21 protein-coding genes are annotated in these 24,490 nt (G+C 74.3%); 11 read left to right on the top strand and 10 right to left on the bottom strand.

Annotated elements, in window-relative coordinates:
* Positions 1–14: 14 nt before the first annotated feature.
* The 3 genes from ACFYST_RS25930 (at position 15) to ACFYST_RS25920 (ending at position 2,116) form a co-directional block, all read left to right on the top strand.
* Positions 15–359 (top strand): PadR family transcriptional regulator, encoded by a 345-nt coding sequence (locus ACFYST_RS25930; RefSeq protein ID WP_387865805.1) that lies wholly within the window; start codon positions 15–17, stop codon positions 357–359.
* Entirely contained in the window at positions 356–1,315 is a 960-nt protein-coding gene (locus tag ACFYST_RS25925) for a hypothetical protein (RefSeq protein WP_387865802.1), read from the top strand. Before ACFYST_RS25930 ends, ACFYST_RS25925 begins: the two co-directional genes overlap by 4 nt.
* A 114-nt stretch (positions 1,316–1,429) precedes the next feature.
* The gene (locus ACFYST_RS25920) at positions 1,430–2,116 is read left to right on the top strand and encodes a copper homeostasis protein CutC (protein ID WP_387865799.1); all 687 of its coding nucleotides are present in this window, start codon (positions 1,430–1,432) and stop codon (positions 2,114–2,116) included.
* Between the two features lie 145 nt (positions 2,117–2,261).
* Here the strand turns inward: ACFYST_RS25920 and ACFYST_RS25915 are convergent, their stop codons facing one another.
* Positions 2,262–4,331: a HelD family protein gene (locus ACFYST_RS25915; protein WP_387865796.1), complete on the bottom strand. Its 2,070-nt coding sequence runs from the start codon at positions 4,329–4,331 to the stop codon at positions 2,262–2,264.
* A gap of 323 nt (positions 4,332–4,654) precedes the next feature.
* Here ACFYST_RS25915 and ACFYST_RS25910 point away from each other — a divergent pair, with 323 nt between their 5' ends.
* Positions 4,655–4,810: a hypothetical protein gene (locus ACFYST_RS25910; protein WP_387638615.1), complete on the top strand. Its 156-nt coding sequence runs from the start codon at positions 4,655–4,657 to the stop codon at positions 4,808–4,810.
* An 8-nt stretch (positions 4,811–4,818) separates the two neighbouring features.
* Here the strand turns inward: ACFYST_RS25910 and ACFYST_RS25905 are convergent, their stop codons facing one another.
* Positions 4,819–6,450 carry a DNA repair helicase XPB gene (locus tag ACFYST_RS25905; protein WP_387638612.1) on the bottom strand — a complete coding sequence of 544 codons (1,632 nt, stop codon included), beginning with the start codon at positions 6,448–6,450 and terminating at the stop codon, positions 4,819–4,821.
* A 62-nt stretch (positions 6,451–6,512) separates the two neighbouring features.
* Entirely contained in the window at positions 6,513–8,114 is a 1,602-nt protein-coding gene (locus ACFYST_RS25900; RefSeq protein ID WP_387865795.1) for a DUF2079 domain-containing protein, read from the bottom strand.
* A 181-nt stretch (positions 8,115–8,295) separates the two neighbouring features.
* Between ACFYST_RS25900 and ACFYST_RS25895 the strand changes: the two genes are divergently transcribed.
* Entirely contained in the window at positions 8,296–8,568 is a 273-nt protein-coding gene (locus ACFYST_RS25895; RefSeq protein ID WP_387638607.1) for a hypothetical protein, read from the top strand.
* Between the two features lie 17 nt (positions 8,569–8,585).
* Here ACFYST_RS25895 and ACFYST_RS25890 read toward each other — a convergent pair whose 3' ends face one another.
* The gene (locus tag ACFYST_RS25890) at positions 8,586–11,063 is read right to left on the bottom strand and encodes a helicase-associated domain-containing protein (RefSeq protein ID WP_387638604.1); all 2,478 of its coding nucleotides are present in this window, start codon (positions 11,061–11,063) and stop codon (positions 8,586–8,588) included.
* A 153-nt stretch (positions 11,064–11,216) separates the two neighbouring features.
* On the opposite strand from ACFYST_RS25890, the gene ACFYST_RS25885 reads away from it, so the two are divergent.
* Positions 11,217–12,080 carry a hypothetical protein gene (locus ACFYST_RS25885; protein ID WP_387865792.1) on the top strand — a complete coding sequence of 288 codons (864 nt, stop codon included), beginning with the start codon at positions 11,217–11,219 and terminating at the stop codon, positions 12,078–12,080.
* Between the two features lie 62 nt (positions 12,081–12,142).
* On the opposite strand, the gene ACFYST_RS25880 is transcribed toward ACFYST_RS25885, so the two are convergent.
* On the bottom strand, positions 12,143–13,138 hold the full coding sequence (locus tag ACFYST_RS25880; protein ID WP_387865790.1) for an ABC transporter substrate-binding protein: 996 nt from the start codon (positions 13,136–13,138) through the stop codon (positions 12,143–12,145).
* Between the two features lie 96 nt (positions 13,139–13,234).
* On the opposite strand from ACFYST_RS25880, the gene ACFYST_RS25875 reads away from it, so the two are divergent.
* Positions 13,235–13,840 (top strand): HAD family hydrolase, encoded by a 606-nt coding sequence (locus ACFYST_RS25875; RefSeq protein WP_387638595.1) that lies wholly within the window; start codon positions 13,235–13,237, stop codon positions 13,838–13,840.
* An 8-nt stretch (positions 13,841–13,848) separates the two neighbouring features.
* Here the strand turns inward: ACFYST_RS25875 and ACFYST_RS25870 are convergent, their stop codons facing one another.
* Entirely contained in the window at positions 13,849–14,103 is a 255-nt protein-coding gene (locus ACFYST_RS25870) for a hypothetical protein (RefSeq protein WP_387865787.1), read from the bottom strand.
* Positions 14,104–14,272: 169 nt separating this feature from the next.
* Here ACFYST_RS25870 and ACFYST_RS25865 point away from each other — a divergent pair, with 169 nt between their 5' ends.
* Both ACFYST_RS25865 and ACFYST_RS25860 read left to right on the top strand, forming a co-directional pair.
* Positions 14,273–15,406: an alpha/beta hydrolase gene (locus ACFYST_RS25865; RefSeq protein ID WP_387865784.1), complete on the top strand. Its 1,134-nt coding sequence runs from the start codon at positions 14,273–14,275 to the stop codon at positions 15,404–15,406.
* A 325-nt stretch (positions 15,407–15,731) separates the two neighbouring features.
* The gene (locus ACFYST_RS25860; RefSeq protein WP_387638587.1) at positions 15,732–16,115 is read left to right on the top strand and encodes a cold-shock protein; all 384 of its coding nucleotides are present in this window, start codon (positions 15,732–15,734) and stop codon (positions 16,113–16,115) included.
* Between the two features lie 7 nt (positions 16,116–16,122).
* Here the strand turns inward: ACFYST_RS25860 and ACFYST_RS25855 are convergent, their stop codons facing one another.
* From ACFYST_RS25855 to ACFYST_RS25840, 4 genes are all read right to left on the bottom strand, one after another.
* On the bottom strand, positions 16,123–16,974 hold the full coding sequence (locus tag ACFYST_RS25855) for a 1,4-dihydroxy-6-naphthoate synthase (protein ID WP_387638584.1): 852 nt from the start codon (positions 16,972–16,974) through the stop codon (positions 16,123–16,125).
* Between the two features lie 4 nt (positions 16,975–16,978).
* Complete coding sequence (locus ACFYST_RS25850; RefSeq protein WP_387865781.1) at positions 16,979–17,656, bottom strand: futalosine hydrolase; 678 nt, start codon at positions 17,654–17,656, stop codon at positions 16,979–16,981.
* Between the two features lie 11 nt (positions 17,657–17,667).
* Positions 17,668–18,186 (bottom strand): hypothetical protein, encoded by a 519-nt coding sequence (locus ACFYST_RS25845; RefSeq protein WP_387865778.1) that lies wholly within the window; start codon positions 18,184–18,186, stop codon positions 17,668–17,670.
* A 61-nt stretch (positions 18,187–18,247) separates the two neighbouring features.
* Entirely contained in the window at positions 18,248–19,588 is a 1,341-nt protein-coding gene (locus tag ACFYST_RS25840) for an MFS transporter (RefSeq protein WP_387865904.1), read from the bottom strand.
* Between the two features lie 500 nt (positions 19,589–20,088).
* Here ACFYST_RS25840 and ACFYST_RS25835 point away from each other — a divergent pair, with 500 nt between their 5' ends.
* Both ACFYST_RS25835 and ACFYST_RS25830 read left to right on the top strand, forming a co-directional pair.
* Positions 20,089–20,970 (top strand): DUF3027 domain-containing protein, encoded by an 882-nt coding sequence (locus ACFYST_RS25835; protein ID WP_387638576.1) that lies wholly within the window; start codon positions 20,089–20,091, stop codon positions 20,968–20,970.
* A gap of 278 nt (positions 20,971–21,248) precedes the next feature.
* Positions 21,249–24,488, top strand: coding sequence for a sacsin N-terminal ATP-binding-like domain-containing protein (locus ACFYST_RS25830; protein ID WP_387865776.1), 3,240 nt, complete (start codon positions 21,249–21,251; stop codon positions 24,486–24,488).
* Positions 24,489–24,490: the final 2 nt, after the last annotated feature.

Below are 24,490 nucleotides of genomic sequence, written 5' to 3'. Positions count from 1 at the left end.
ATATATGTAGTCGTATGACTGAACGCGCCATGCAGGAACCCACCCTGCTGCTGCTCACCGCCCTCGCGGACGCCCCCCGGCACGGATACGCGCTGATCCAGGAAGTCGACGCGATCTCCGGGGGGCGGGTGAAGCTCCGCACCGGAACCCTGTACGGCGCCCTCGACCGGTTGCTCCAGCAGGGCCTGATCGAGGTCGCCGCCGAGGAGATCGTCGACGGCCGGGCCCGCCGCACGTACTCCCTCACCGAATCCGGCCGCGGTGTCCTGGCCACTGAGGCCGAACGGCTGCGCACCGTCGCCGCCGAGGCGCAGCGCCGCCTCGGCGGTGTCGTCCGTCCGCGGGGGGCGACCGCGTGAACATGGCCCTGCGCACCGCCCTCGCGCTCTACCCCGCCCGCTACCGCCGCGACCGGGGCGCCGAACTCGCCGAGGTGTTCGCCGACACCACCGCCGGCTCCGGCCGCCTCGCCACCGCCCGCGAGGCCCTCGACCTCGCCACCTACGGCCTGCGGCTGCGCACCGGCCTGACCGAGACCGCGCTCCCCGGCCGCCTGTTGGTCGCCGCCGCCCCGCTGCTGGCCGGCGCCGTGCTCGGCCTCGGCACCCTGCCCGGCACCGGCGACTGGCGGGAGTACGGGATCACCGGCGCCGCCCACGCCGGAACGGACCTCCCGTGGGCCCAACTGGTGGAGAACCTCGCCGTGCTGGGCCTCGTCGTCGTCCCGCTGCTGCTGGCCGCCGCCGCCGTGTTCGGCGCCTGGCGGGCCGTCCGACTGCTCGGCGCCGTGGTGGCGCTGCTCGGCACCGTCCGGATCGGGTACGCCGCGCTGGACCTGTTCGGCCCGCAACCCGGCGTCGGATGGTTCTTCCTGTACTCCGCCACCGTCCTGCTGCCCTACCTGCTGGGCGGCCTGCTGCTGGCCGTCGCACCGACCGGCCCGGGCGACTCCCGCGGCCGGGCCGACCGGCTGCTGGTCCTGGCCGGCGCGGCCGCCGGATTCGCCCTGACCCGGGCCCAGGGCTACTACGACACCCGCTACCTGATGGACGGCTGGTGGCCGACCGCGCTGCTGCTGCTCCCGCTGCTGCTGATGCTGTTCGCCGCCCGCGACCGGCTGCTGCCCGCCGCGCTCGGCGTCGCGCTGCTGCCGCTGACCGCCGCGTTCAGCCTGTTCTCGCTCTGGGAGCAGCTCGGCGGAGTGTGGCGCGCCGCGCCCTACGCGCTCGCGACCGGGCTGGCGCTGCTGGCGGCGTTCCGACTGCTCGCCTCCACCCGTCCGACGGGGCGTCAGATCGCTGCCCCGCTGGGCTGAACGGGGAGGGAAGCGGGCGAACGGGGCGCCGGCGGGGAGCGAACGGAGGAGGACGCGGGGCCGAACGGACGAGGGGGGTCGCCCGGGGCGGACCGATGTGGCAGGCTATCGGATATGTCTAGACCAATGTTCGAAGTGATCGCGCTGACCGCCCAGGACGCCAGGGCCGCCGAGTCGGGCGGCGCGGACCGGCTCGAACTGGTCACCGACATGGCCGCCGACGGGCTCACCCCCACCGTCCAGGACTTCGCCGCGATCCGCGCCGCCGTCTCGCTCCCGCTCCGCGTCATGCTCCGCATCCGCGACGGCTTCACCCCCGGCGACCTCGACCTGCTGCTGACCCGGACCGCCGCGCTGCGCGCCGAGGGCGCGGACGAGTTCGTCTTCGGCTTCCTCACCCCCGATGGTGCGGTGGATCTGGACGCGACCCGAACCGTCGCCGACGCCGTCACCGGCTGCCGCTGGACGTTCCACCGGGCCATCGACCACAGCACCGACCGCTCCGAGGTCCGCGCCGCCGTCGCCGAGCTGCCCGGACTCGACACCTTCCTCACCTCCGGCGCCCCGGCGGGCGTCGACGCCGGGCGGGAAGTCCTCCTCGGCGAACTCGCCAAGTCCGGCAACCCCGGCTACCGCCAGCAGATCCTGGTCGGCGGCGGCCTCCGCGCCGAGCACGTTCCCGAACTGCGTGCGGCCGGCTTCGACGCGTTCCACATCGGCGGGGCGGCGCGAACCGGCGGCTGGGCGGGGGCGGTGGACGCGGCACGGGTCGCTGAATGGCGCGAGCTCATCGGGGATTAGAGGTGCACAACCAGGGGCGCGGGGAACTGCGCGACAAGCGCATACCCGTCCGTCAGGTCGCGATCAAGTGCAGGTCACTGTCCTGCGTCGCGATCTTGCGGGTGGGTGCCTTCCGCTTCGCGCAGTTCCCCGCGCCCCTGGTGGCTTACGTCAGCTCGTCGGGCATCGGGTCCGTGTGGAGCACCGTCAGCCCTGAGACCGCGCGCGTCAATGACACGTAGAGGCGGCGCAGCCCCGTGCGGTGGTCGGGTTCGCCGGCGATGATCGCGGTGGGTTCGTCGAGGACCACGTAGTCGTATTCGAGGCCCTTGGCGAGGGAGGCGGGGACGAGGGTCAGCCGGGCGTCGGCGGTGGTTTCGGTGCCGGGTTCCAGGCAGGGCAGCCCTGCGGCTTCGAGCATCTCGGTGAGGGCGGGGATGCGCGCGTCGGCGGCGATCAGGCCGACGGAGCCCTCGTGGCGGAGGGCGTCCTGGCAGGCGGCGAGGACGGCTTCGTCGCGCCCGGCGGGGACGTGGCGGATGGTGAGGGAGCCCGGGGTGTCGCGGACGGAGGTCGCGGGGGCCAGGCCGGGGGCGATCGCGGGGAGGAGGCGGGAGGCGTAGGCGATGACCTCGCCGGGGACGCGGAAGCCCTGGGTGAGTTCCTCGATGTGGGCGCCGTCCTTGCCGAGGTGGTGCAGGGCTTCCTGCCAGCTGTCGGTGGCCCAGGGGGTGGTGCCCTGGGCGAGGTCGCCGAGGACGGTCGCGGAGCCGGTGGTGCAGCGGCGGCCGACGGCCCGGTACTGCATGGGGGAGAGGTCCTGGGCCTCGTCGACGACCACGTGGCCGAGCGAGGCGGTGCGGTGGACCAGGTCGGTGGTCTCGTCGATCAGGACGGCGTCGGCGGCGGACCAGGGTGCGGTGCGGGCGGAGCGCGGCGCCTTGGCCCACAGGATGGTGGCCTGTTCGTCGGCGTCCAGGATGCCGTCTGCCGCGGCGGCCAGGAATTCGGCGTCGCTCAGCAGGCGGTGCACCAGTTTCACCGGGTCGACGGCGGGCCAGCTGGCCTTGGCGACGGCCTTGACGGCGGTGTTGCGGGCCACCGCGTCCTGCACCCGGTCGTCGGGGGCCTCGCCGCCGTGTTCCATCTTGACCAGGACGGCGTGCGCGATCCGCTGCGGGAGGGCCTCGGCGGCAGCCCCGTAGCGAATGTCGCGGTCCATCAACTCGCGGACGATTTCCTCGAGTTCGTAGGCCGGAACGCGCCAGCGGCGGGAGCCGCGGACCACCACGCAGGGCTCGGTGGGGACGGTGATCCCGGCCCGGACGGCGTTGCGCAGGACCTGGGCCATTCGGGCGTCGCCCTTGATCCGGGCGGTGTCGGCGGTGTCGGTGCCGCGCACCTCGACGTGGCCGACGAGTTCCTGCACGGTGGCCTGGGCGACGTCCAACTCGCCGAGGGCGGGCAGGACTTGCTCGATGTACTGGAGGAAGGACCGGTTCGGGCCGACCACCAGGGTGCCGGTGCGGGCGAGCCGCTCGCGGTGCGCGTACAGCAGGTAGGCGACACGGTGCAGGCCGACGGCGGTCTTCCCGGTGCCGGGGGCGCCCTGGACGCAGACGGTGCCGGTGATGTCGGCGCGGACGATCTCGTCCTGCTCGGGCTGGATGGTGGCGACGATGTCGCGCATCGGGCCGACGCGGGGCTTCTCGATCTCCGCGGCGAGCAGTGCGGAGCGGGTGTCGCCCTCGTCGGGGTCGGACAGGTTCTCGTCCTCATAGGCCGTCAACTCGCCACCGGTGTAACCGAATCGGCGGCGCTTGGCGACGTCCAGCGGGTCCTTGCGGCTGGCCCGGTAGAACGGCTGGGAGACCGGGGCGCGCCAGTCGATCACCATCGGGTCGCCGTCGGCGTCGTGGACGTGCCGGCGTCCGATGTAGAACTGCTCGCCGCCGCTGCCCTCGGACTCGGCCTCGCTGATCGCGTGCAGGTAGTCCAGCCGGCCGAAGAACAGCGGGGTGTGCGCGAGGTCGGCGAGCGCCTTGATGCGGTCGTCGATCTGCCTCTGCAGCACCCGCGCGGACACCCAGGTGCCGGTGACGTCACGCAGGTCGAGCGCCTCGACGTCCTCGCGCATCGCCTTCAGCGCGGCCCGGGAGGCGGCCAGGTGGGAGCGTTCGCGGCCCAGCGGGTCGGTGTCGGCGGCGAACGTGTCGGTGGGGGTGAGGGAGTGCACGGCGGACCTTCCCGGCCGCCCGGCATCCAGGGGCGGCGGACTCGTCTTGGCTCACGGTGAAGGACACCGGCCGGTTTCCGAGCGGCCGGCACCTCCCACGGCTGCCGACGCGGCACCACGGTTCGGGAGGGCAGACGGACGATCCTAGACCCGCCGCTGCCCGGGAGCGAATCCGTTTTCTCAGGGACGACCCTCCCCCCACCCCTGGGGGATCACCCCCTGACGGGCGTAGGGGTCGGTCCACCTTCAGGACGACCAACTGCCCGCCAGGTACGGCCTTCCGGTTGATGCCCGCCGACCGCCCCCGGACCCACCATGGAGACATGACGAACGAACGAATGAACCCGCAGGTCAACGGCGCCCACAGTGTCTCGGAGCGCCGCCGGGGCCCGGTGGCCGCCGCCTTCCGCAACGTCGGCATCGTCCTCGACACCGCCGCGCGCGTCCTCTTCCTCGGGCGCGACGGCGTCAAGATGTAGCCCCTCGCCTACAGGTCGTCGGCGTCGACGATCCGGTACGCGTAGCCCTGCTCGGCGAGGAACCGCTGGCGGTGCGCCGCGAAGTCCTGGTCCACGGTGTCCCGGGCGACCACCGAGTAGAAGTGCGCCGCGTGCCCGTCCGCCTTCGGCCGCAGCACCCGGCCCAGCCGCTGCGCCTCCTCCTGGCGGGAGCCGAACGTGCCCGACACCTGGATGGCCACGGTGGCCTCCGGCAGGTCGATCGAGAAGTTCGCGACCTTGGAGACCACCAGCACACTGATCTCCTTCGACCGGAACGCGTCGAACAGCTTCTCGCGCTGCGCGTTCGAGGTCTCACCCTTGATCACCGGGGCGTTCAGCGCCTCGCCCAACTCGTCCAGCTGGTCGATGTACTGGCCGATGATCAGCGTCTGGTCGCCCTTGTGCTTCTCCACCAGCCGCTCCACCACCCGGCGCTTGGTCACCGTGGTCGAACAGAACCGGTACTTCTCCTCCGGCTCGGCGGTCGCGTACATCAGCCGCTCCGAGTCGGACAGCGTCACCCGCACCTCGCAGCAGTCGGCGGGCGCGATGTAGCCCTGCGCCTCGATCTCCTTCCACGGGGCGTCGAAGCGCTTCGGACCGATCAGCGAGAACACGTCGCCCTCGCGGCCGTCCTCGCGCACCAGCGTCGCCGTCAGACCGAGCCGGCGGCGCGCCTGCAGGTCGGCGGTGAACTTGAACACCGGCGCGGGCAGCAGGTGCACCTCGTCGTACACCACCAGGCCCCAGTTGCGGGCGTCGAACAGCTCCAGGTGCGCGTACACGCCCTTCCGCTTGGTGGTCATCACCTGGTAGGTGGCGATGGTCACGGGGCGGATCTCCTTGCGGGCCCCGCTGTACTCGCCGATCTCGTCCTCGGTCAGCGAGGTCCGCTTGATCAGCTCGTGCTTCCACTGCCGGGCCGAGACGGTGTTGGTCACCAGGATCAGCGTCGTCGACTTGGCCTCCGCCATCGCCGCCGCACCCACCAGCGTCTTGCCGGCGCCGCACGGCAGCACCACGACGCCGGAGCCGCCGTGCCAGAACCCGTCCACCGCGTGCCGCTGGTACGGGCGCAGCTCCCAGCCGTCCTCCTCCAGGTGGATCGGGTGCGCCTCGCCGTCCACGTACCCGGCGTGGTCCTCGGCCGGCCAGCCCAGCTTCAGCAGCACCTGCTTGATCTGGCCGCGCTCCGACGGGTGCACCACCACCGTGTCCGGGTCCACCCGGGCCCCGACCAGCGGCGCGATCTTCTTCGACCGCAGCACCTCCTCCAGCACCGGCCGGTCCGTGGTGGACAGCACCAGCCCGTGCACCGGGTGCTTCTGCAACTGCAGCCGCCCGTACCGCGCCATGGTGTCCGCGACGTCCACCAGCAGCGCGTGCGGCACCGGGTAGCGCGAGTACGTCACCAGCGCGTCCACCACCTGCTCGGCGTCGTGCCCCGCCGCCCGCGCGTTCCACAGCCCCAGCGGCGTCACCCGGTAGGTGTGGATGTGCTCCGGCGCCCGCTCCAGCTCGGCGAACGGCGCGATCACCCGCCGGCACTCCGCCGCCTGCGGATGGTCGATCTCCAACAGCAGCGTCTTGTCGCTCTGCACGATCAGCGGTCCGTTCACGCCTGTGCATCCCTTCCGCGCGGGGCCAAACCTCCAGTGTGCCGCATCGTGCGGCGAGGCCGTCAGCCGAGGAAGAAGTTGTGGCCGACGTCCGGGGGGATGACCTCCTGGTACGGGGTGGAGCCGGGGCCGGGGAGGTGGGTGCCGGGGACGGGGTCGGTGCCGGTGTGCCGCAGCAGGGTGACGCCGTCCTGGTCGAACAGCTCCTGGTAGCCGTGGGCGAGCAGGAAGGCGCGGTAGGCGGCCTGGTCCGGGTCCTTCTGGAACGGGAAGGCGCGCTGGGTGTACCGCAGGATGACGTACTCCTGGCCGCGCGGAGTGCCGTCCGCCAGCATCACGTGGGTGCGGTTGGTCAGCCGCGGCGCGACCTGGTTGTCGGCCTCCACCGTGGCGCCGTCCGGGATCAGCTTCGCCGCCCGGGCCAGCGCCGCCGTCGGAGCCTTCGGCTGCCACTCGTACGGCAGGACCAGGTGGTAGAGACCGAGCGAGGCCGAGGCGGCGAGCGACAGCACGGCCGCGAGCGCCCCCAGCCGGCGGACCTGCCGGCGCTGCCCGCGCGCCCACAGAACGCCCAGGGTCTCGATCGCGGCCGTGACCAGGATCGGCCACAGGAACGCGTCGTAGTGCCGGGCGATCGACCAGTGGTTCGGATTGTCGGACAGGATCCGCTCCGCCAGCAGCGGCAACGCGACCAGCATGGTCGCCGAGCGGAACGGCAGAGCCGCCGTGGTGAGCACCAGCCAGCCGAGCAGCATCGGCTTCAGCGGACTGGAGAACGCCGACTCCACCAGCAGCCACGGATTGCCGAGCACGTGCCGCAGCGCCTCGCCGCCGTCCGCACCGAGCTGCCCGTAGTTCCAGTAGTAGCCCGGCTCGCCGCCCATCGCCGGTATCACGTACGCGATCTCCACCGCCGCAGCCAGCGGACCGCACACCAGCAGCGACCAGCCCAGCACCTTCGCCCACCGGTCCGTGCCGCCGCGCTCACGCCACAGCAGCACCGCGCCGAACGCCCCGACCGCCAGCCCCAGGTCCTCCTTGGTCGCACACAGCAGCAGCGCCGCGAGCGCCGCCCACCCCCAGCGCCGCGCCCCCGCCCGTTCGAACAGCAGCAGGAACAGCGGGACGGCGAAGCCCACCTCGTGGAACCCGCCGCGCGAGGAGATCAGCAACGGCCAGCCCAGCCCGTACACCAGCGCCGCGCCGTCCATCACCCGGGTACGGACCCGCGCATCGGCACCCGCGAACGCCCGGCTCGCGATCCGGCGCACCAGCGGAACACCCGCCGCGAACAGCGCCGCCTGCCCGACCAGCAGCATCCGCGGGTCGTCCCACACCCAGTACAGCGGCGCGAGCAGCGCCAGCACCGGCGAGAAGTGGTCGCCCAGCAACGAGAAGCCCGGCGGGAACTCGTGGTGCACGCTCTTCAACGTCGACACCGGCAGCCCGAAATGCGCGTAACCGCGCACGCCCTGGTCGAAGATCCCCAGGTCGAAACCGCCCAGCTGGAGCGACGTCCACTGCTGGACGCCCAGCGCCAGACAGACCGCGAAACTCAGCACGGTGAACAGGGCCGTCCGGCGCCGGCGGGTCAAGCGGACCCCGGCCACACGGCCCGTCGCCGCACGGGCGACCGGGGACTTCAGAGCGGAGGAAATGGTCACGGCTCCGGTCCTGTCGGGGGCCGGCGAAGGCCCGCTTCCGGCACGGGTGAAGCCCTCCCACCCCCGGCCGCTCCGCAGTCTAACGGCCACCCGTGAGACGCCCGGCGCAGATCGTCAAGCGGAGCCCGGCCCCCCGCAACAGTGACCGCCAGGCGGCCGGCTCGTTGGGCAGGCCATGACCATGCGCAACCGATTCCTGGCAGGCCTCGCGCTCTCCGGCGCCGCCCTCGCCACCACCCTCGGCGCGGCCCCCGCGAGCGCCGCCGGCGAAAGCCCGGCCCTCGACCAGGTCGCCGACGTCGGCCAGCCCGGCGGCCTCCTCGGCACCCTCGCCTTCACCGGCACCGGCCTGCTCACCGGCGTGGAGCCGAAGATGCCGGACACGCACGCGATCGTGGAGGAGGCGAAGAAGCAGAAGGCGGAGGACGAGGCGAAGCAGCACGCGGGCAAGTAGCTGTATGGCCCGACTGCCTAGTCGTCGACCTCGGCCACGCCGGTGATCCGGTGGAGGGCGAAGGTGCGGACCTCGTCGGAGAGGTGGTCGTAGGCGGTGACGAAGCCGCCCTCGACCTTGACTGGGTCGATGACGCGCTGGGAGGAGAGGCCTTCCGCGTTGAGGTAGCCGATCCACATGCGTTCGCCGAGGAGGACGGCGGTCTGCAGGGAGGCGAGGGTGTCGGCGGCGGCGGTGCGCGGGACGACCGCGTTCGCGGGGCCCGCGACAGCGTCCTTGCGGGGAGCGGTCGCGGCGCGGTCGCCGGCCCGGATGGCGCGGACGGCGGCGGTGAGCAGGGTGTCGTCGGGGCGGGCGGGGCCGTCGGGGACAGGGGTGGGCGCGGCGCGTGGCGGGGTGCGGCGGGCGTCGGGGCGGGTGATCACGACGTCGCCTTCGGCGGACTCCGCGGCGGGCGCGTAGCCCATGGTGCGCAGCACGGTGAGCAGGGTGTCCGGCGGGGCCTGGGCGGCGAGCACGGTGGGGGCGAGCAGGCGAAGGCGCAGCTCGGCGGCGCGCCGGTCGGCGAGGACTTCGCCGAGCAGTTGGGGGTCGTCGCAGCGCAGGTAGGAGGAGGCGGCGCCGACCCGCAGGACGCCGTGGCGGCGGGCGACGTCGTCGATCAGGTAGGCGAGCGGCTGCGGGACGGGCGTGCGGGAGTGCCGGCCGAGGAAGCCTTGCAGGTCGGCGGCGGTGCGTCCGGCGTCGAGGGCGCGGCGGATCGTTTCGGGGGTGAAGCGGTAGACGGTCGCGCCGCCCTTGGACTCGATGTCGGCGCAGAGTGCCAGTGCCTGGGCGAGCGGGGTGAGCAGCGGGCCGGGGGCGATCGCGGTGAGGTCGGGCTGCAGGATGACGTGGTCGAGGGGTTCGGGCAGCAGCGGGGCGAGGACGGCGGTGGGGTCTGCGCCGGCGAGCAGGGCGCGGGCGGGGGCGGCGAGCGCGCCGCGGCCGGTGATGCCGAGCAGTTCGGCCTCGTGCAGGGTCCAGCCGGTGAGGGTCTCGCGCAGGTCGTGGCCGTCGGGGCCGGTGGGGCCGCCGCGCAGGGGGCGGTGCCAGCGCAGGGCGGGCAGGACGGCGTCGGCGCCGGCGGCGGTGCCGGGGGGCTGTTCGGCGAGCCGGGTGAGGGTGGCGCGGCGGACGGACGGGGCGAGGGTGCGGTCGAGTTCGGGGCCGAGGGCGGCGCGCGGCCGGCCCTTGCTGTCGGGGGTGCCGGTCAGGCGGCCGACGCGGGTGGCGGTGAGCCAGGTGCGGGCGAGCAGGGTCCAGCGTTCGGCGGTGTCCTGCTGCCGCCACTGGTCGTACGCGGGGGTCGGCGCCCACACCTCGTCGATCTCGCCGTCGGGGGCCAACAGGCCTGCGGTGTGGGCGAGTTCGAGCCAGAACGCGGCGTCGGACTCGGAGCTTTCGAGCAGGGTCGCGGCGCGCTTGAGGTCGCGGATGCCGAGGCCGCCGGCCCGCAGGGTGGGCGGCGGGGTGACGCTCCAGGCTTCGAGGAGCTCTTCGAGGGTGCGGACGGCGGTGGCGGCCTGCCCGGCGGCGGTGCGGTCGACCATCGCGGGGTCGCGGGTGACGACGGGGGCGACGGCGGGCGGGGCGGGTTCGACGGTGCGGTGGGTGCGGCCGCCGCGCAGGTGCAGGGCGAGTTCGCGGGGCAGCACCACGGAAGTGGGGCTGGACGGCAGCAGCAGGCCGCGGGCGAGCAGCCATTCGACGGGGCCGCGCGCGTCGTCGGCGGTGACCTGCCGGGCGGCGTCCGGGACGGTGCCGGTGGGCGGCCCCCAGACCAGGCGTTCCAGCAGGCCGACGGCGGCGGGCGGGGCCTGGTCGAGCAGCGCGGTCAGGCGCTTGCGGTCGCCGAGCAGGGCGGTGAGCGCGGCGACGGCGGTGACCGGGTCGGGGGTGGGCGGCAGTCCGGCGCCGGCCAGCAGTTGCTGGAGGCGGGCGGGCGACATGCCGACGGTGGCCTCGGCGAGGGTCGGGCCGAGACCGGTGCGGCCCGGGTTGGCGGCGCTCGGGGCGAGTGCCTCGCGGACGGCGAGGACCAGCCGCAGTGACGAGTCCGGGCCCCAGATCAGGGCCTGTTCGCGCAGCCGGGCGAGCGCGCCGGGGAGCGCGGCGGTGACGGCGGCGCGGTCCACCGGCTCGGCGCCGGGGTGCGGCTTGACCCGGGCGGGCCCGGCCAGCAGGTTGCGCACCGCGGTCTCGGACGCGCCCTCTGGGGCGGCGGCCAGCGCCTCGACGGTCTGCAGGGTGAAGCGGTCGAGCCGTTCCAGCGCGCGCAGCACGGACGCCCGGCTGGAGAGCCGGGCGGACAGCTGGGTGAGGTCGGTCGGCACCGGGTTCAGCAGGTCGGGACGGGCCCGGAGCAGCGCGGCGACAGCGTCGTCCTCCCGGCCGCGGAGTTCCTCGGCCAGCGTGCGGGGGGCGCCTGTGCGGGCGGCGCGCGGTGCGGTCATCCGGTCCAGCCTAGTCAACGCCCCCGGCCGAGGCCCAGAACGGCGGAAGAACTCCCGGCGAAACCGGGGCAGTCCGGGCCCAACGGCCAGTGGAGCGGGCTCGCTTCGGGCGGCCGCGGGTGGGTACCGTCTCGATGCGGCGGGAAGTACGACGTGAGGGCGGGTGGCGGGGCGATGGCGGGCGGCTCGTGGTGGCGCGAGGGCGGGTCGGCGGAGGGTTCGGACGGCGGGGACAGCGTGTACGTGCCCGCGCAGGCGGCGGAGCCGCCGCCGGTACCGGCCGTCCCGCCGATGCCGGCGGCACCCCCGCCGCGGCGCCCCGTCGAGTTCGACAAGCCGGTGCCGCCCCCCGTCGAGTTCGAGCTGCCGCCCGGGCCGTCCGCGGACGAGGTGGAGCGGGCCGCGCACTGGGCGGAGGGACGCGGCCGCGCCGACGTCACCTCGGTGTTCCCCGGCTGGACGGAGGTGTACTTCGACCTGCCGGCGGAGCCGGAACCCGAACCGGAGCCGAAGGCCACGCCCGAGCCGGAGCCCGAACCCGAACCCGAGCCCCCGGCCGAGCCGCGCCCGGGGCTGGCGATGCGTGCCCTGCGCGCCCTGTTCGGCAAGCCGCAGCCCGCACCCGCGCCGGAGGCCGCCCCCGCCGAGGCCCCGGCGACGGGCGGCGGGGCCCGGCGGCCCGCGCCGCTGCTGGTGCTCGGCGCGGTGCTGCTGGTGGCCGGCGCGGTGACGGGTTCGCTGCTGGTGATGCTGGCGGGCTGGGGCGTGGCCTACCTGTCGAGCGGCCTGTCCGACCTGCTGAAGAAGTTCGCCGTCCTGGGCATCCCGCTGATCACGGTGACCGGTCTGACGATATGGAACTGGGGCCGCGAGAAGGGCCGTTGGGGCACCCCCCTGACCCCGGGCACCGACGCCGGCCACGCCACCTGGGCAGCCGCCCCGGACGTCCTGCGGGCGGCGGCGGTACTGACGGCGCTGTTCCTGCTGGCGGTGACGCTGCGCCGCCGCAAGGCCTAGCAGCGAGGTGCCCGCGCGGTGATCCGTTCGGGGTCCGACTGTCGTATCGGCCGGCAGGCGTCTCAGCTCGCGCCGAGCAGGTGGAGCAGTTCGGCGATCAGGAAGTGCGCACCGGTGTAGCCGATGCCCTGGAACCAGAGCTGGTCGTTCACCGGGAAGGCCCGGTGTGCGCGGACGGCGCCGAGGGACTGCCAGGCGGGGGAGGCGAGGGCGGCGCCCAGTCCGTTGCGGTCGGGGTGGCCGTAGCCGGAGTAGAACAGCAGGTCGCCGTCGGCGGCGGAGAGCTGGTCGGGGGCGGTCTCGACGGCGAACTGGTCGGTGTTCTGCGGGTCGGGCCGGGGCAGTCCGAGGTCGGTGAGGACGCTGCCGGGGAAGTTCTGCCGGGCGTACAGGCGGACGGTGGGGGAGTCCTCGACGAATCGGACCAGGCTGACGCGCTGCCCGGTGAGGCCGGCGGAGGCGAGCGCCCGGGTGGCCTGGTCGAGGTGGCGGGCGTAGGCGGCGACCACGGCGGCGGCCTGTTCGTGGCGGTAGAGGGCGGCGGCGTGCAGCTGGAAGTTCTCCTTCCAGGGCGCGCCGGTGGTCTGCGTGAGCACGGTCGGGGCGAGGCCGCGCAGGGTGTCGAGGTGGGCGGCGTCGCGGGTGCGGTTGGAGAGGATCAGCTGCGGGCGCAGCTGGGCAATGGCCGCCGGGACGGGCGGGTCGCCGATGTCGCCGACCACGGTGATCCTGGCCAGCCAGGAGGGCGGCCAGTAGTCGGGCAGGCCGGGGTCGAGCGGGGCCTTGGCGGCGCCGACGGGCGGGATACCGAGGGTGATCGCGGAGTCCAGTTCGGCGGTGTCGAGGGCGATCACCCGGGTCGCCCCGCCGGGGACGGCGACCGCCCCGTCCGCGCCGTTGACGGTGACACTGGGCGTCGGGCTGGGCGTGGGTGAGGGCGGCGCGGAGCCGGTGGCGGTCTGCGGCGGCGGCCCGGCGGGCAGGGCGTGCGGGCCGCAGCCGGTGAGCAGGGCGGCGCCGAGCCCGGCGAGGGCGGCGCGGCGGGAGACGGGCGGCACCAGGGACCTCCGGTGGGGAGCTCGGCAGTATGTCCGCAATGTAGCTGTACATCCGGTTTTTCCGGCCGGAAACGGCGGCTGGTTACGCTGGAGCGCATGGCTCTCACCGTCGGCTTCGACCTCGACATGACACTCCTCGACACCCGCCCGGGCATCAAGGACACCTACGACGTGCTCTCTGCCGAGACCGGCACCTTCATCGACTCCCAGCTGGCGGCGAGCCGGCTGGGTCCGCCGCTGGCGCAGGAGCTGGCGCACTGGTTCCCGGCGGAGCAGCTGGACGCGATGGTCGCCCGCTACCGGGAGCTGTACGTGGAGCACGCGGTGCCCGTGGCGCTGGAGCTGCCCGGGGCGCTGGCGGCGGTCGCGGCGGTGCGGGCGGTCGGCGGCCGGGTGCTGGTGATCACCGGCAAGTGGGAGCCGAACGCGCGCCGGCACCTGGACGGCATGGGGCTGGAGGTGGACGTGCTGCTCGGCGACCTGTGGGCGGAGGGCAAGGGCGAGGCGCTGCGCGCGCACGGCGCGAACGTCTACGTCGGCGACCACCTGGGCGACATCCGGGGCGCCCGGGCCGCCGAGGCCGTCGCGGTGGGCGTGGCCACCGGCCCGTACAGCGCCGCCGAACTGGCCGCGGCGGGCGCGGACGTGGTGCTGGGCGACCTCACCGAGTTCCCCGGCTGGCTGTCCGCGCACCTGGCCTGACGGGCCGGTCAGCGCGCGGCGGCGGCCTCCCGGGCGGCGCGCCGGCGGCGGGACTCGGTGCGGGCGGTGACGAACAGCCCGACCAGCGTCACCAGCAGCCCGAACGGCATCATCATGGACAGGCCCCAGGCGATGGACGGCAGGCGCGGCAGGTCCAGGACGTACGGCACGAAGGTGGCGATGACGGCGAGCGTGCCGAGGACGAACACCACTCCGCCGACGCGGACCAGGGTGTCGCCGGCGTCGCGGGACTGACGGGTCACTTCTGCACTCCTTCGTGCGGTCTTTTGTGCCAGTTTCCCACGTACGCCCCCGCCGATCGGCGGGGGCGTGACGGTTCGCGCTCCACCTGAACGCTCAGGGTTCCCAGGAAACTCTCAGGCATTCTGATCCTCCGGGGGAAAACGGCGGGGAGCGAGGTCGCGCGCGGTCATGGGTCTTACCAGTCACAAGGTGCTTGCGCTGTCGGCACTTTTCTCCGCACTGATGATCGCGGGCACCGTCTGGTTGTGGCCCCGACTGGCCAAAAAGAGCTGGCAGGCGGTGCTGGGCCGGCTGGGCACCATCATCGGCACCCAGCTTGCCGTGATGTGCACCCTGGGTCTGGTGGCCAACAACTACTTCGCCTTCTACAGCAGCTGGGCCGACCTGCTGGGCACCAACGAAGACGGCCCGGTGACCATCCAGAACCAGATGCTGGGCCGCACCAAGGGTGTGGAGAAGATCAGCTCGGAGAACGTCCGCGACACCGGCGCGATGGGCCGCGACCCGGCGCAGGTCGGGCGGCTGGAGAAGGTCCGGCTGCCCGGCGCGGCCACCGGCCTGTCCACCGAGGGCTACGTGTACCTGCCGCCGCAGTACTTCCAGCCCGCCTTCCGGGACAAGCACTTCCCGGCGGCGATCGCCATCACCGGCTTCCCCGGCGACGCCAAGAACCTGATCACCAAGCTGAACTACCCGGCGGTGCAGCTGAAGCTCAGCACCGAGGGCAAGGCCAAGCCGACGGTCCTGGTGCTGATGCGCCCGTCCCCGGCGATGCCCCGCGACACCGAGTGCGAGGACGTGCCGGGCGGCCCGCAGTCCGACCGCTACTTCAGCGCCGACGTGCCGGCCGCGCTGCGATCGTCGTACCGGATCGCGGAGGGCCCGGGCAGCCTGGGCGTGATCGGCAACTCCACCGGCGGGTACTGCGCGCTGAAGCTGGCGATGCGTCACCCGGAGGTGTTCTCCGCGGCGGTGTCGCTGTCCGGCTACTACAAGGCCGCCGACGACCCGACCACCGGCGACCTGTTCGGCGGCGACCAGCAGCGCCGCGAGGAGGCCGACCTGAACTGGCGCCTCGCGCACCTGCCCGCGCCGGGCACCGCGCTGCTGGTCGGCGGCAGCCGCGAGGGCGACGGCGACTACTTCTCCGAGACGGAGCGGTTCCGGGCCGCCGCCAAGGGCACCGCGACCACCGTCAGCGCGATCACGCTGGACACCGGCGGGCACAATTTCAACACCTGGTCGCGGATGCTCCCGGCCTCGCTCGGCTGGCTCGGCGAGCACCTGGCCAACCCCTCCTGACCGGCCCGGCGTCACTGCGCGCAACTCGGTGCGCGCGAAGAGTTTCGACCCTCGTCGGGGCCGGGTATGCAGCCATCGCGCGGGCGGACCAGCGGCTGGTCCACGAGTAACCCGCCCGGAACCGATGGGGGGTGTGGACCGATGGAGGGCGCGACAGGCGCGAGGCACGGCCGCACCCCGGTCCGGAATCCCGTCGCCGCTGAGGCGCACGCTGAGGGATCATTGCCGCACTGAGTGGCACCGGCCGCCAGTTCCGGCAGCCGAGCCGCACATCCATCCGCGACCCGACGAGGTCGCTCGCACCCGACACCGAGGACTTTTCGAGATGCCCACCGGCCAGGTCAAGTGGTTCAACGAGACGAAGGGCTACGGCTTCCTGTCGCGCGACGACGGCGGCGAGGTCTTCGTCCACACCAAGGCGCTGCCCGCGGGCGTCACCACCCTGAGGCCGGGGCAGCGCGTCGAGTTCGGCATCGCCGCGGGGCACCGCGGCGACCAGGCGATGAGTGTGACGCTGCTGGACGCGCTGCCGTCGCTGGCCGTGGCCAACCGCAAGAGCGCCGACGACATGGCCCCGATCGTGCAGGACCTGATCACCAAGCTGGACAGCGTCCTGCCCGGCCTGCAGCGCGGCCGCTACCCCAGCAAGCCGGAGGGCCAGAAGATCGCCATGGTATTGCGCGCGATCGCCGACCAGTTCGACGTGTGACGCGGGCTCAGGGGAACGCCAGCGCGCCCGGGTCGACGGCGGGGACGAGTCCCTGTTCGGCGGCCCGGGTGAGCAGGCCGCGCACCGCCGCGTAGCCGTCCTCGCCGAGGTCGGCGGTGAACTCGTTGACGTACAGGCCGATGTGCTGCTCGGCGACGGCCGGGTCCATCTCCTGGGCGTGCGCCAGCACGTACTCCCGGGAGGCCGCCGGGTCCGCCCAGGCCTGCCGGACCGAGGAGCGCACGGTGGCGGCGAGTTCGCGCAGCCGCTCGGCGCCCAGCGAGCGCCGGGCCACGATCGCGCCCAGCGGGATCGGCAGCCCGGTCGCCGCCTCCCACGCCTCGCCCATGTCGGCCAGGCAGTGCAGGCCGTACTGCTGGTACGTGAACCGGGCCTCGTGGATCACCAGCCCGGCGTCCACCCGGCCGTCCCGGACGGCCGGCATGATCTCGTGGAACGGCAGCACCACGATCTCGCCGAACCCGCCCGGCACCGCCTCGGCCGCCCACAGCCGGAACAGCAGATACGCGGTCGAACGCTCGCTCGGCACCGCCACCCGCCGCCCGGCCAGCCCGGCCGCGTCGATGGGCCCGGCGGTCAGCACCAGCGGCCCGCAGCCGCGGCCGAGCGCCCCGCCGCACGGCAGCAGCGCGTACTCGTCCAGCACCCACGGCAGCTGGCCGTAGGAGATCTTCAGGACGTCCAGTTCGCCGCGCTCGGCCAGCCCGTTGGTGATGTCGATGTCCGCGAACCGCACCTCGGGGGCGTCCGCGCCGGCGACCTGGCCGTGCGCCCAGGCGTGGAAGACGAAGGTGTCGTTCGGGCAGGGCGAGTAGGCGACACTCAGCGGCTCGGCCATGGGGTCAGACCTCCTGGAGCAGACGGGACACCGGCAGCGCCGCGAAGGCCCGCTCCAGGGCCGCCAGCGCCTCACCGATCCGCCACGCCGCGCGGTCGCGCGGCCCGACGGCGTTGGACACGGCCCGCAGCTCCCCCGCCGCGAGCCCGAAACGGGCGGCCGCCTCGGCCACCCCGAACCCCTCCATGGCCTCGGCCAGCGCCCGCGGATGACGCGCCCTCAGCTGCTCGGCGCGCGCCGCCGAACCCGTCACCGTGGAGACCGTCAGCACCTCGCCGACCGCACCGCCGGTGGCCGCCGCGACCAGCTCCACCACACCGCCCGGAACCGCGTGCCGCACCGTGCCGAAGCCCAGCTCGGTGACGTCGGCGAAGCCGTCCGGCGTCTCGGCACCCAGATCGGCCGCCACCAAGGCGTCCGCCACCACCAGCGACCCGGTCGGCGCGGCGGGCGCGAAACCGCCCGCGATGCCCGCCGACAGCACCAGCCGGAACCGGCCGCGGGCCAGCGCCACCGCCGTACCGGCCGCCGCGGCGGCCGGGCCGACGCCCGCCGCCAGCACCTCGACCGGCGCGCCCTCGCCCAGACCCCGGCGGACCGCCTCGGCCTCCGCGGGCACGGCAACAACGACGAGCAGTCCGGCGGCGGGGCCGGACTGCTCGTCGGGACGCTCAGCGGTCATCGACCGGAGATTCAGCTCTTCTGGTTGTTCATGTTGAAGAACCACACCGCGTAGTACTCGTTGGTGTCCTTGTCGACCGCGGCGACCGTCACCATGGTCGTCTCGTCGCTGGTCATCAGACCGGAGGCCGACACCGAACCCGAGTAGGTCCGGCCGCTGGCGTCGGTGATGATCGGGGCGCGGTTCTGGCCCGAGCCGGTGAACGCGTACCAGCCCTTGTCCGCCAGGTCCTTCGGCACGCCCACGCCGACGCGGTCGCTCGCGCGCACGTCCAGGTTGGTGAGCTTCTTCTGCTCGGAGTCCTTCGAGGCCTGCTGGGCACACTTGGCGAGCTCGGCGTCGGAGATCGCCTTGCCGCCGTTGTAGCAGGTCGGCTCCGCCCGGACCGACGAGGTGCCGACGACCAGCGTGGCCTCGTTCTTGGGCGGCTTGCCGTTGTCCACGGCCTGGTAGACGCCGAAACCGACGAGGCCGGCACCGACGACGGTGGCGGCTGCGAGTCCGGCGGTGACGCTGGTGCTGAGGCTCATGCGCAAGAGGCTACTCGCCTTCCGTGATCACGTAACAGCGGGGTGGCCGAGTCGCGCGAGGTTACGCCACGCGCGGACGGGCCGCCGACCGGCGCGGCCCGATCCGCAGCAGCGACCGGAACGTCCACAGCAGCATCGCCGCCGTCACCCCCGCCGCCAGCCACAGACCCAGCTCCGCGTTCAACGGCAGCGAGATGCCCACCACGCCGCCCACCACCCAGCTCAGCTGAAGCGCCGTCTCCGAGCGGGCGAACGCCGACGTGCGCACCGCCTCCGGCACATCACGCTGGATCAGCGCGTCCAGCGCCAGCTTCGCCAGCGACGCCGCCATGCCCGCCGCCGCCGCCACCACCGTCACCGTCACGATGCCGTACCAGAGCGCCGCCGCACCCGCCGCCAGCGTCGCCAGCGCCAGCATCACCGTCACCGTCAACTCGGAACCGCGGGTGCGCAGCCACGAACCCAGCACCGAACCCAGCGCGTTGCCCAGACCCGCCGCCGCCGCGACCGCGCCCAGCGCCACCGTCTCCGGCAGCCCGCCCGGCGGGTTCTTGCGGATCAGGAACGCCAGGAACATCACCAGGAACCCGACCAGCCAGCGCAGCCCCGCCACCCCGCGCAGCGCCATGATCACCGACGGCCCGACCGCCCGCAGCACCCCCTTCGGACGCGCCTCGGACGGCTCCGCGAGCAACTCCGCCCGCTGCTCGCCCTTCGCCGAATCCACCTGGTGCGGCAGGTGAAACGCCATCAGGGTGCCGATCACGAACACCACGAACGCCCCGCGGAGCGGCCAGTCCGGCCCGATCAGGTGCAGCAGCCCGCCCACCCCGCCCGCCACCAGCGTCGCCACCAGACCCGCCAGCGTGACCCGCGAGTTCGCCTTCACCAACGACAACTGGGCCGGCAACAGCCGCGGCACCACCACGCTGCGCACCACCCCGTACGCCTTCGACGCCACCAGCACACCCAGCGCCGTCGGATACAGCGCCAGCCCGCCGCCGGGTACCAGACCCGCCATCACCCAGGCCAGTACCGCCCGGGCCAGCATCGCCATCGCCATCGCGGAACGCCGGCCGTTCGGCAACCGGTCCAGCAGCGGGCCGATCACCGGGGCCAGCACCGCGAACGGCGCCATCGTGATCACCAGGTAGAGCGCCACCCGGCCGCGGGCCTCGCCGGTCGGCACCGAGAAGAAGATGGTCGACGCCAACGCCACCGTGATCAGCATGTCGCCGAACGAATTCAGCGCGTGCAGCTCGATCAGCTTCGCCAGGCCCGACTCGCCCGCGCCCTCCGCCGACGTCGCCCGCCGGATCCGCCGCCCCGTGCCGTGCACCACCCGCCCCGTGCGCGCCCCCGCCGCCGACGCGCCCCGCGCCCACACCCCGCGCGGCTTCACCGTCGGAGGTTCCTTCGCGTCCTCCTGGCGCGCGGTCGGGCGTGGCTCGTCCGCCTCCGGCTCGCCGGGGGCTACGGGATGCTGCCGCGGCGCGTTCGACGGCTCCGGCCGGCTCTCGTCCTGCCCGGGGCGCAGTCCGTGCTGCGGCGGGTTCTCCTCCGCCACAAGCCCATCCTGCCCGACAAACGCACGCCGTACGAGTGATTGCCACGGGCGCGGCGCGCCCGTCCCCGCGGCCCCGGACTGTGCTCCACCGCCGACCGGCGGGTAGCCTGCACTACGCGCCTGCCCGGCCTGCGCAGGGGGTGGCCGACCGGGGCGGCGCGGCCCGGCCACGGAGCGGTCCCCGGTCGAGCAGAATAGATCGGTCCCGCGTCAGCGGGGGTTGCTCTGGTGACGTGGCAGCGGCAACCGGCGCGAGCCCGCCCTGTGCGGGGGCCGTCTCGGGACAGACCGCAGGATGACAGGACTGGGAGAGAACCGACGCCGTGAGTGCTGCGATGCGAAGCCGTACCCCTGACCGGCTCTGTGCCGAGGCCGTCGAGCTCGCCCGCCAGGCAGCCGTGGAGAGCGTCGGAGAGTCCGTCGTCGGCTCCCACGTGAAGGCCAACGCCGACGCCGAGCGCCTGGTCACCCACACCTTCGAGTGCCTCGACCCCGCCTACCGGGGCTGGCACTGGGCGGTGACCGTGGCCCGCGCCCCGCGCGCCAAGAACGTCACGCTCGACGAGATCGCACTGCTGCCCGGCCCCGACGCCGTCCTCGCCCCCCAGTGGGTGCCGTGGAGCGAGCGCCTGCTGCCCGGCGACCTCGGCCCCGGCGACCTGCTGCCCACCGGCGCGGACGACCTGCGCCTGGAGCCCGGCTGGACCGGCGAGGACGAGCCCGCCCCGAACTCGGTGCTGGTCGAAGCCGCCGAGGACGACCTGGTGATCACCGAGGCCGGGATCCAGCCGCCGCCGGCCCGCGCCGAGATCGGTGCCGTGGCCGACGAGCTGGGCTTCGGCCGCCCCCGCGTGCTCTCCCGGAGGGGCCTGCACCAGGCCGCCGAACGCTGGGAGACCGCGTACGGACCTCAGACGCCGATGGCGCAGTCCGCACCCGCCTCCTGCAGCACCTGCGGCTTCCTGGTGCCGATCGGCGGCTCGCTCGGGCAGGCGTTCGGCGTCTGCGGCAACGAGTTCAGTCCTGCCGACGGCCAGGTCGTCTCGCTCGCGTACGGCTGCGGCGCGCACTCCGAGGCCGCGGTGCTGCCGGCTCCGCCGGTGCCGTCCGAGCTGATCCTCGACGAGACGGTGGTCGAGCCGCTGCACATCCACGCGGACCGCGACTCGGGCTCCGTCGAGCCGGACGCTCCCGCTGAGGAGCTCGGGCACTCGTAGCGGGCGCGAGAACAGGGGCGGGGAACTGCGCGACAAGCGCTCACCACGTCCGCAAGGTCGCGATCAAGTGCAGGTCATTGTCCTGCGTCGCGATCTTGCGGTGGGGTGCCTTCCGCTTCGCGCAGTTCCCCGCGCCCCTGGTTGCGCTCCCTGCTTGTGGCTCTTGCCGTCGTTGGCCCCTGGCAGAATGCCGAGTCGTTACGCAGACCACGCGAAGGGCGGCTCGGCACGTGGAGTCTCGGATCATCGGCAGCGCGGCGGCACCCGAGGGGCCGGATGTGTTCGACACGGCTCGGCTGCGGCACACCGTGGTGGCTGCGTGGACGGCTGCGCCGGCGAGATTCCGGGAGGATGCGAACGCCGAGGAGGAGCTGGCGCTCGGGGGGTACCGGGATCGGCTGGTCGTCGAGCTGGCGCAGAACGCCGCCGATGCGGCGGCCCGTGCGGGGGTGGCCGGGCGGCTTCGGCTGACGTTGCGGGACGGGGTGCTGGCGGCGGCCAACACGGGGGCGCCGCTGGACGCGGAGGCGGTGGAGTCGTTGTCCACGCTGCGGGCGTCCGCGAAGCGTGGGGACGAGCGGCCGGTGGTCGGGCGGTTCGGCGTGGGGTTCTCCGCGGTGCTGGCCGTCAGTGACGAGCCGGCGGTGCTGAGCCACTCCGGTGGGGTGCGCTGGTCGCTCGTCGAGGCGCGGGCGCTGGTCGCGCAACGGCCGGAGCTGGCCGAGGAGTTGACGCGGCGGGAAGGGCACGTGCCGCTGTTGCGGCTGCCGTTCCCGGCGCAGGGGCAGGCCCCGGAGGGCTATGACACGGTGGTGGTGCTGCCGCTGCGCGACAGTGCCGCCGAGGACCTGACGGGCCGGCTGCTGGCGGCGATCGACGACGCGCTGCTGCTGACCCTGCCGGGCCTGGCCGAGGTGGTGGTGGAGACCGCCGAGGGCGTGCGGACGCTGACCCGCGGTGAGCGGGCGCCGCGGCCCGAGCAGCTGCCGGTCGTCACCGTCACCGACGGGGAGCGGAGCACCGGCTGGCAGATCGTCAGCGCGTCCGGGACGGCCTCGGCGGAGCTGCTGGCCGACCGCACCACCGAGGAGCGGGCCCGGCCGCAGTGGACGCTGACCTGGGCCGTCCCGGTGGACGGGCAGGGCCGGCCGCAGCGGCCCGATACCGCGGCCGTGGTGCACGCCCCGACGCCGAGCGACGAGCCGCTCGGGGTGCCCGCGCTGCTGATCGCCTCGTTCCCGCTCGACCCGACCCGCCGGCACGTCGCGCCCGGCCCGCTGACCGACTTCCTGGTCGAGCGCGCCGCCGAGGCCTTCGTCGAGCTGCTGCGGGCCCGCGGCGCCGACGCGCACTCGCTGGACCTGGTGCCGTCCCCGCTCGGCGGGAGCGCGCTCGACAACGCGCTGCGCACCGCGATCCTGGACCGCCTGCCCGGCACGCCGTTCCTGCCGCACCCGCGCGGCACCGAGGAGGGCACCCCGGCGCTGCGTCCGCGCGACGCGCTGGTGCTGGAGGGCGCCGACCACTCGGTGGTGGAGGCGCTCGCCCCGATCTTCCCCGGCCTGCTGCCGGCCGGCCTGGAGCGCCGCACCGAGCTGCGCACGTTGGGGGTGCGCCGGGTGCCGCTGGCCGAGGTGGTCGACCAGCTGGGCGGCCTGGAGCGGGATCCGGCCTGGTGGCGGAGCCTGTACGCGGCACTGGCCGGCGCCGACCCGGAGGCGCTCGGCGCGCTGCCCGTCCCACTGGCCGACGGCCGTACGGTGACCGGCCCGCGCCGGGTCCTGCTGCCGTCCGACGCCGCCGACTGGGCCGGCTTCGAGGGCTACCCCGAGTCGCTGGCCGAGGCCCTGGACCTGCTCGACCTGCGCCTCGCCCACCCCGAGGCCGCGCACCCGCTGCTGGCCAAGCTCGGCGCCGCCACCGCCACCCCCGGCGGCCTGCTGGAGACCCCCGAACTGCGCGCGGCCGTTGCTCGTTCGCTGGAGCTCGGCGAGGACGACTACGACGCCGCGGTGGACCTCGCGGACGCCGTGTTGGCCGTGGTGAAGGCCGCCGCGCCGGCCCCCGGCGAGTACCCGTGGCTGGCCCGGCTGGCGCTGCCCGACGACGAGGGCGAACTCGCCCGGGCGGGCGAACTGCTGCTTCCCGAAAGCCCGTTGGCGAACCTGGCGGGCGAGGACGACGCCGCGTTCGTGGACGAGGACCTGCTGGAGCGCTGGGGCCCGGAGGTGCTGGCCGCGGCCGGTGTGCTCACCACGTTCACCCTGGTGCGCGCCGAGGACGTCGTGCTCGACCCCGACGACCTGGAGCGCCTCGACCCCACCGCCCCCGCCGACCGCGCGGCCGGCGGCGCCCCCACCGGCCTGATCGACGAGGCCCCCGACGGCCTCGCCGACTGGTGCGAGGACGCCCTGGAGGCCCTGCACGCCGACGACGCGGGCGAGTTGGGTGTCCCGCCGGTCGCCGCCGAACTGCTCGCCGTCCGCGACCTCGACCTGGTCGCCGACGACGCCTGGCCCGAGGCGCTCGCGCTGCTCGCCCGCCCCCCGTACCGGGACGCCGTCGTCACGCCGGTGCGCACCCTGCTGCCCGACGGCACCTACACCGACCTGCCGTCGTACACCGCCTGGTGGCTGCGCGACCACCCCGTGCTGGACGGCCGGGAGCCCGCCGGCCTGCGCGCGGCCGGCGCCGACCCGCTGCTGCGCGGCCTGTACGACGAGGCCCGGACGAGCCTGGACCCGCAGTTCCTGCACGCCCTCGGGGTGCGCACCACGCTGGCCGCGCTGCTCGCCGAACCGCACGGCCCCGAGGAACTGATCGACCGCCTCACCGACCCGCTGTCCGACATCACCCACCGCCAACTGCACGGCGTCTACAGCGCGTTGGCGGCCCTCCCGGCCGAGCGGGTGGAGGGCCTGGACGTGGTGCGGGCACTGGCCCCGCTGGACGGCGGCACCGGCCGCCGGGACGACCGCACGGTGATCGTCGACGCCACCGCCGCGGTCGTCGCCGACGCCCCCGACCTGGTCGAGCTGCTGCACGACCACCCGGTGCTGCCCGTCCACCCCGCGCTCGCCCCCGCGCTCGCCGAGCGGCTGCACGTCTCGCTCGCCAGCGAGGTGGCCGGCGGCCGGGTGCTCTCCGAGGGCACCCTGCACCGCACCCCCGCCGTGGTCCGCGAACTGCTCCCCGGCTGCCCCGCCGTGTACGAGGAGCACGAGGAACTGCTGGTCGTCGGCCCCGACGGCGAGGACGCCCGGGTGGACTGGCGCTGGGACACCGCCGCCACCGCCCCCGAGCTGCCCTACGACCCCGAGGACGCGGACGAGGCCGACGAGAACGACGAGTTCGAGGTGCCGCCGGTGCCCGGACTGCTGCACGCCTCGACGCCCGAGGGCCTGGCCGCCGGCCTCGCCTGGTCCGTCCAGCAGTGGCACCGCCGGTTCGAGATCCTGGCCGCGCTCACCGAGCCCGACCGGGCGTACGAGCTGCTGGCGGCCCGCGACTACGAGTGACG

Source organism: Kitasatospora sp. NPDC004614 (assembly GCF_042873675.1).
Classification (GTDB): Bacteria; Actinomycetota; Actinomycetes; order Streptomycetales; family Streptomycetaceae; genus Kitasatospora.
This window is presented reverse-complemented; position numbering and strand designations above follow the sequence as displayed.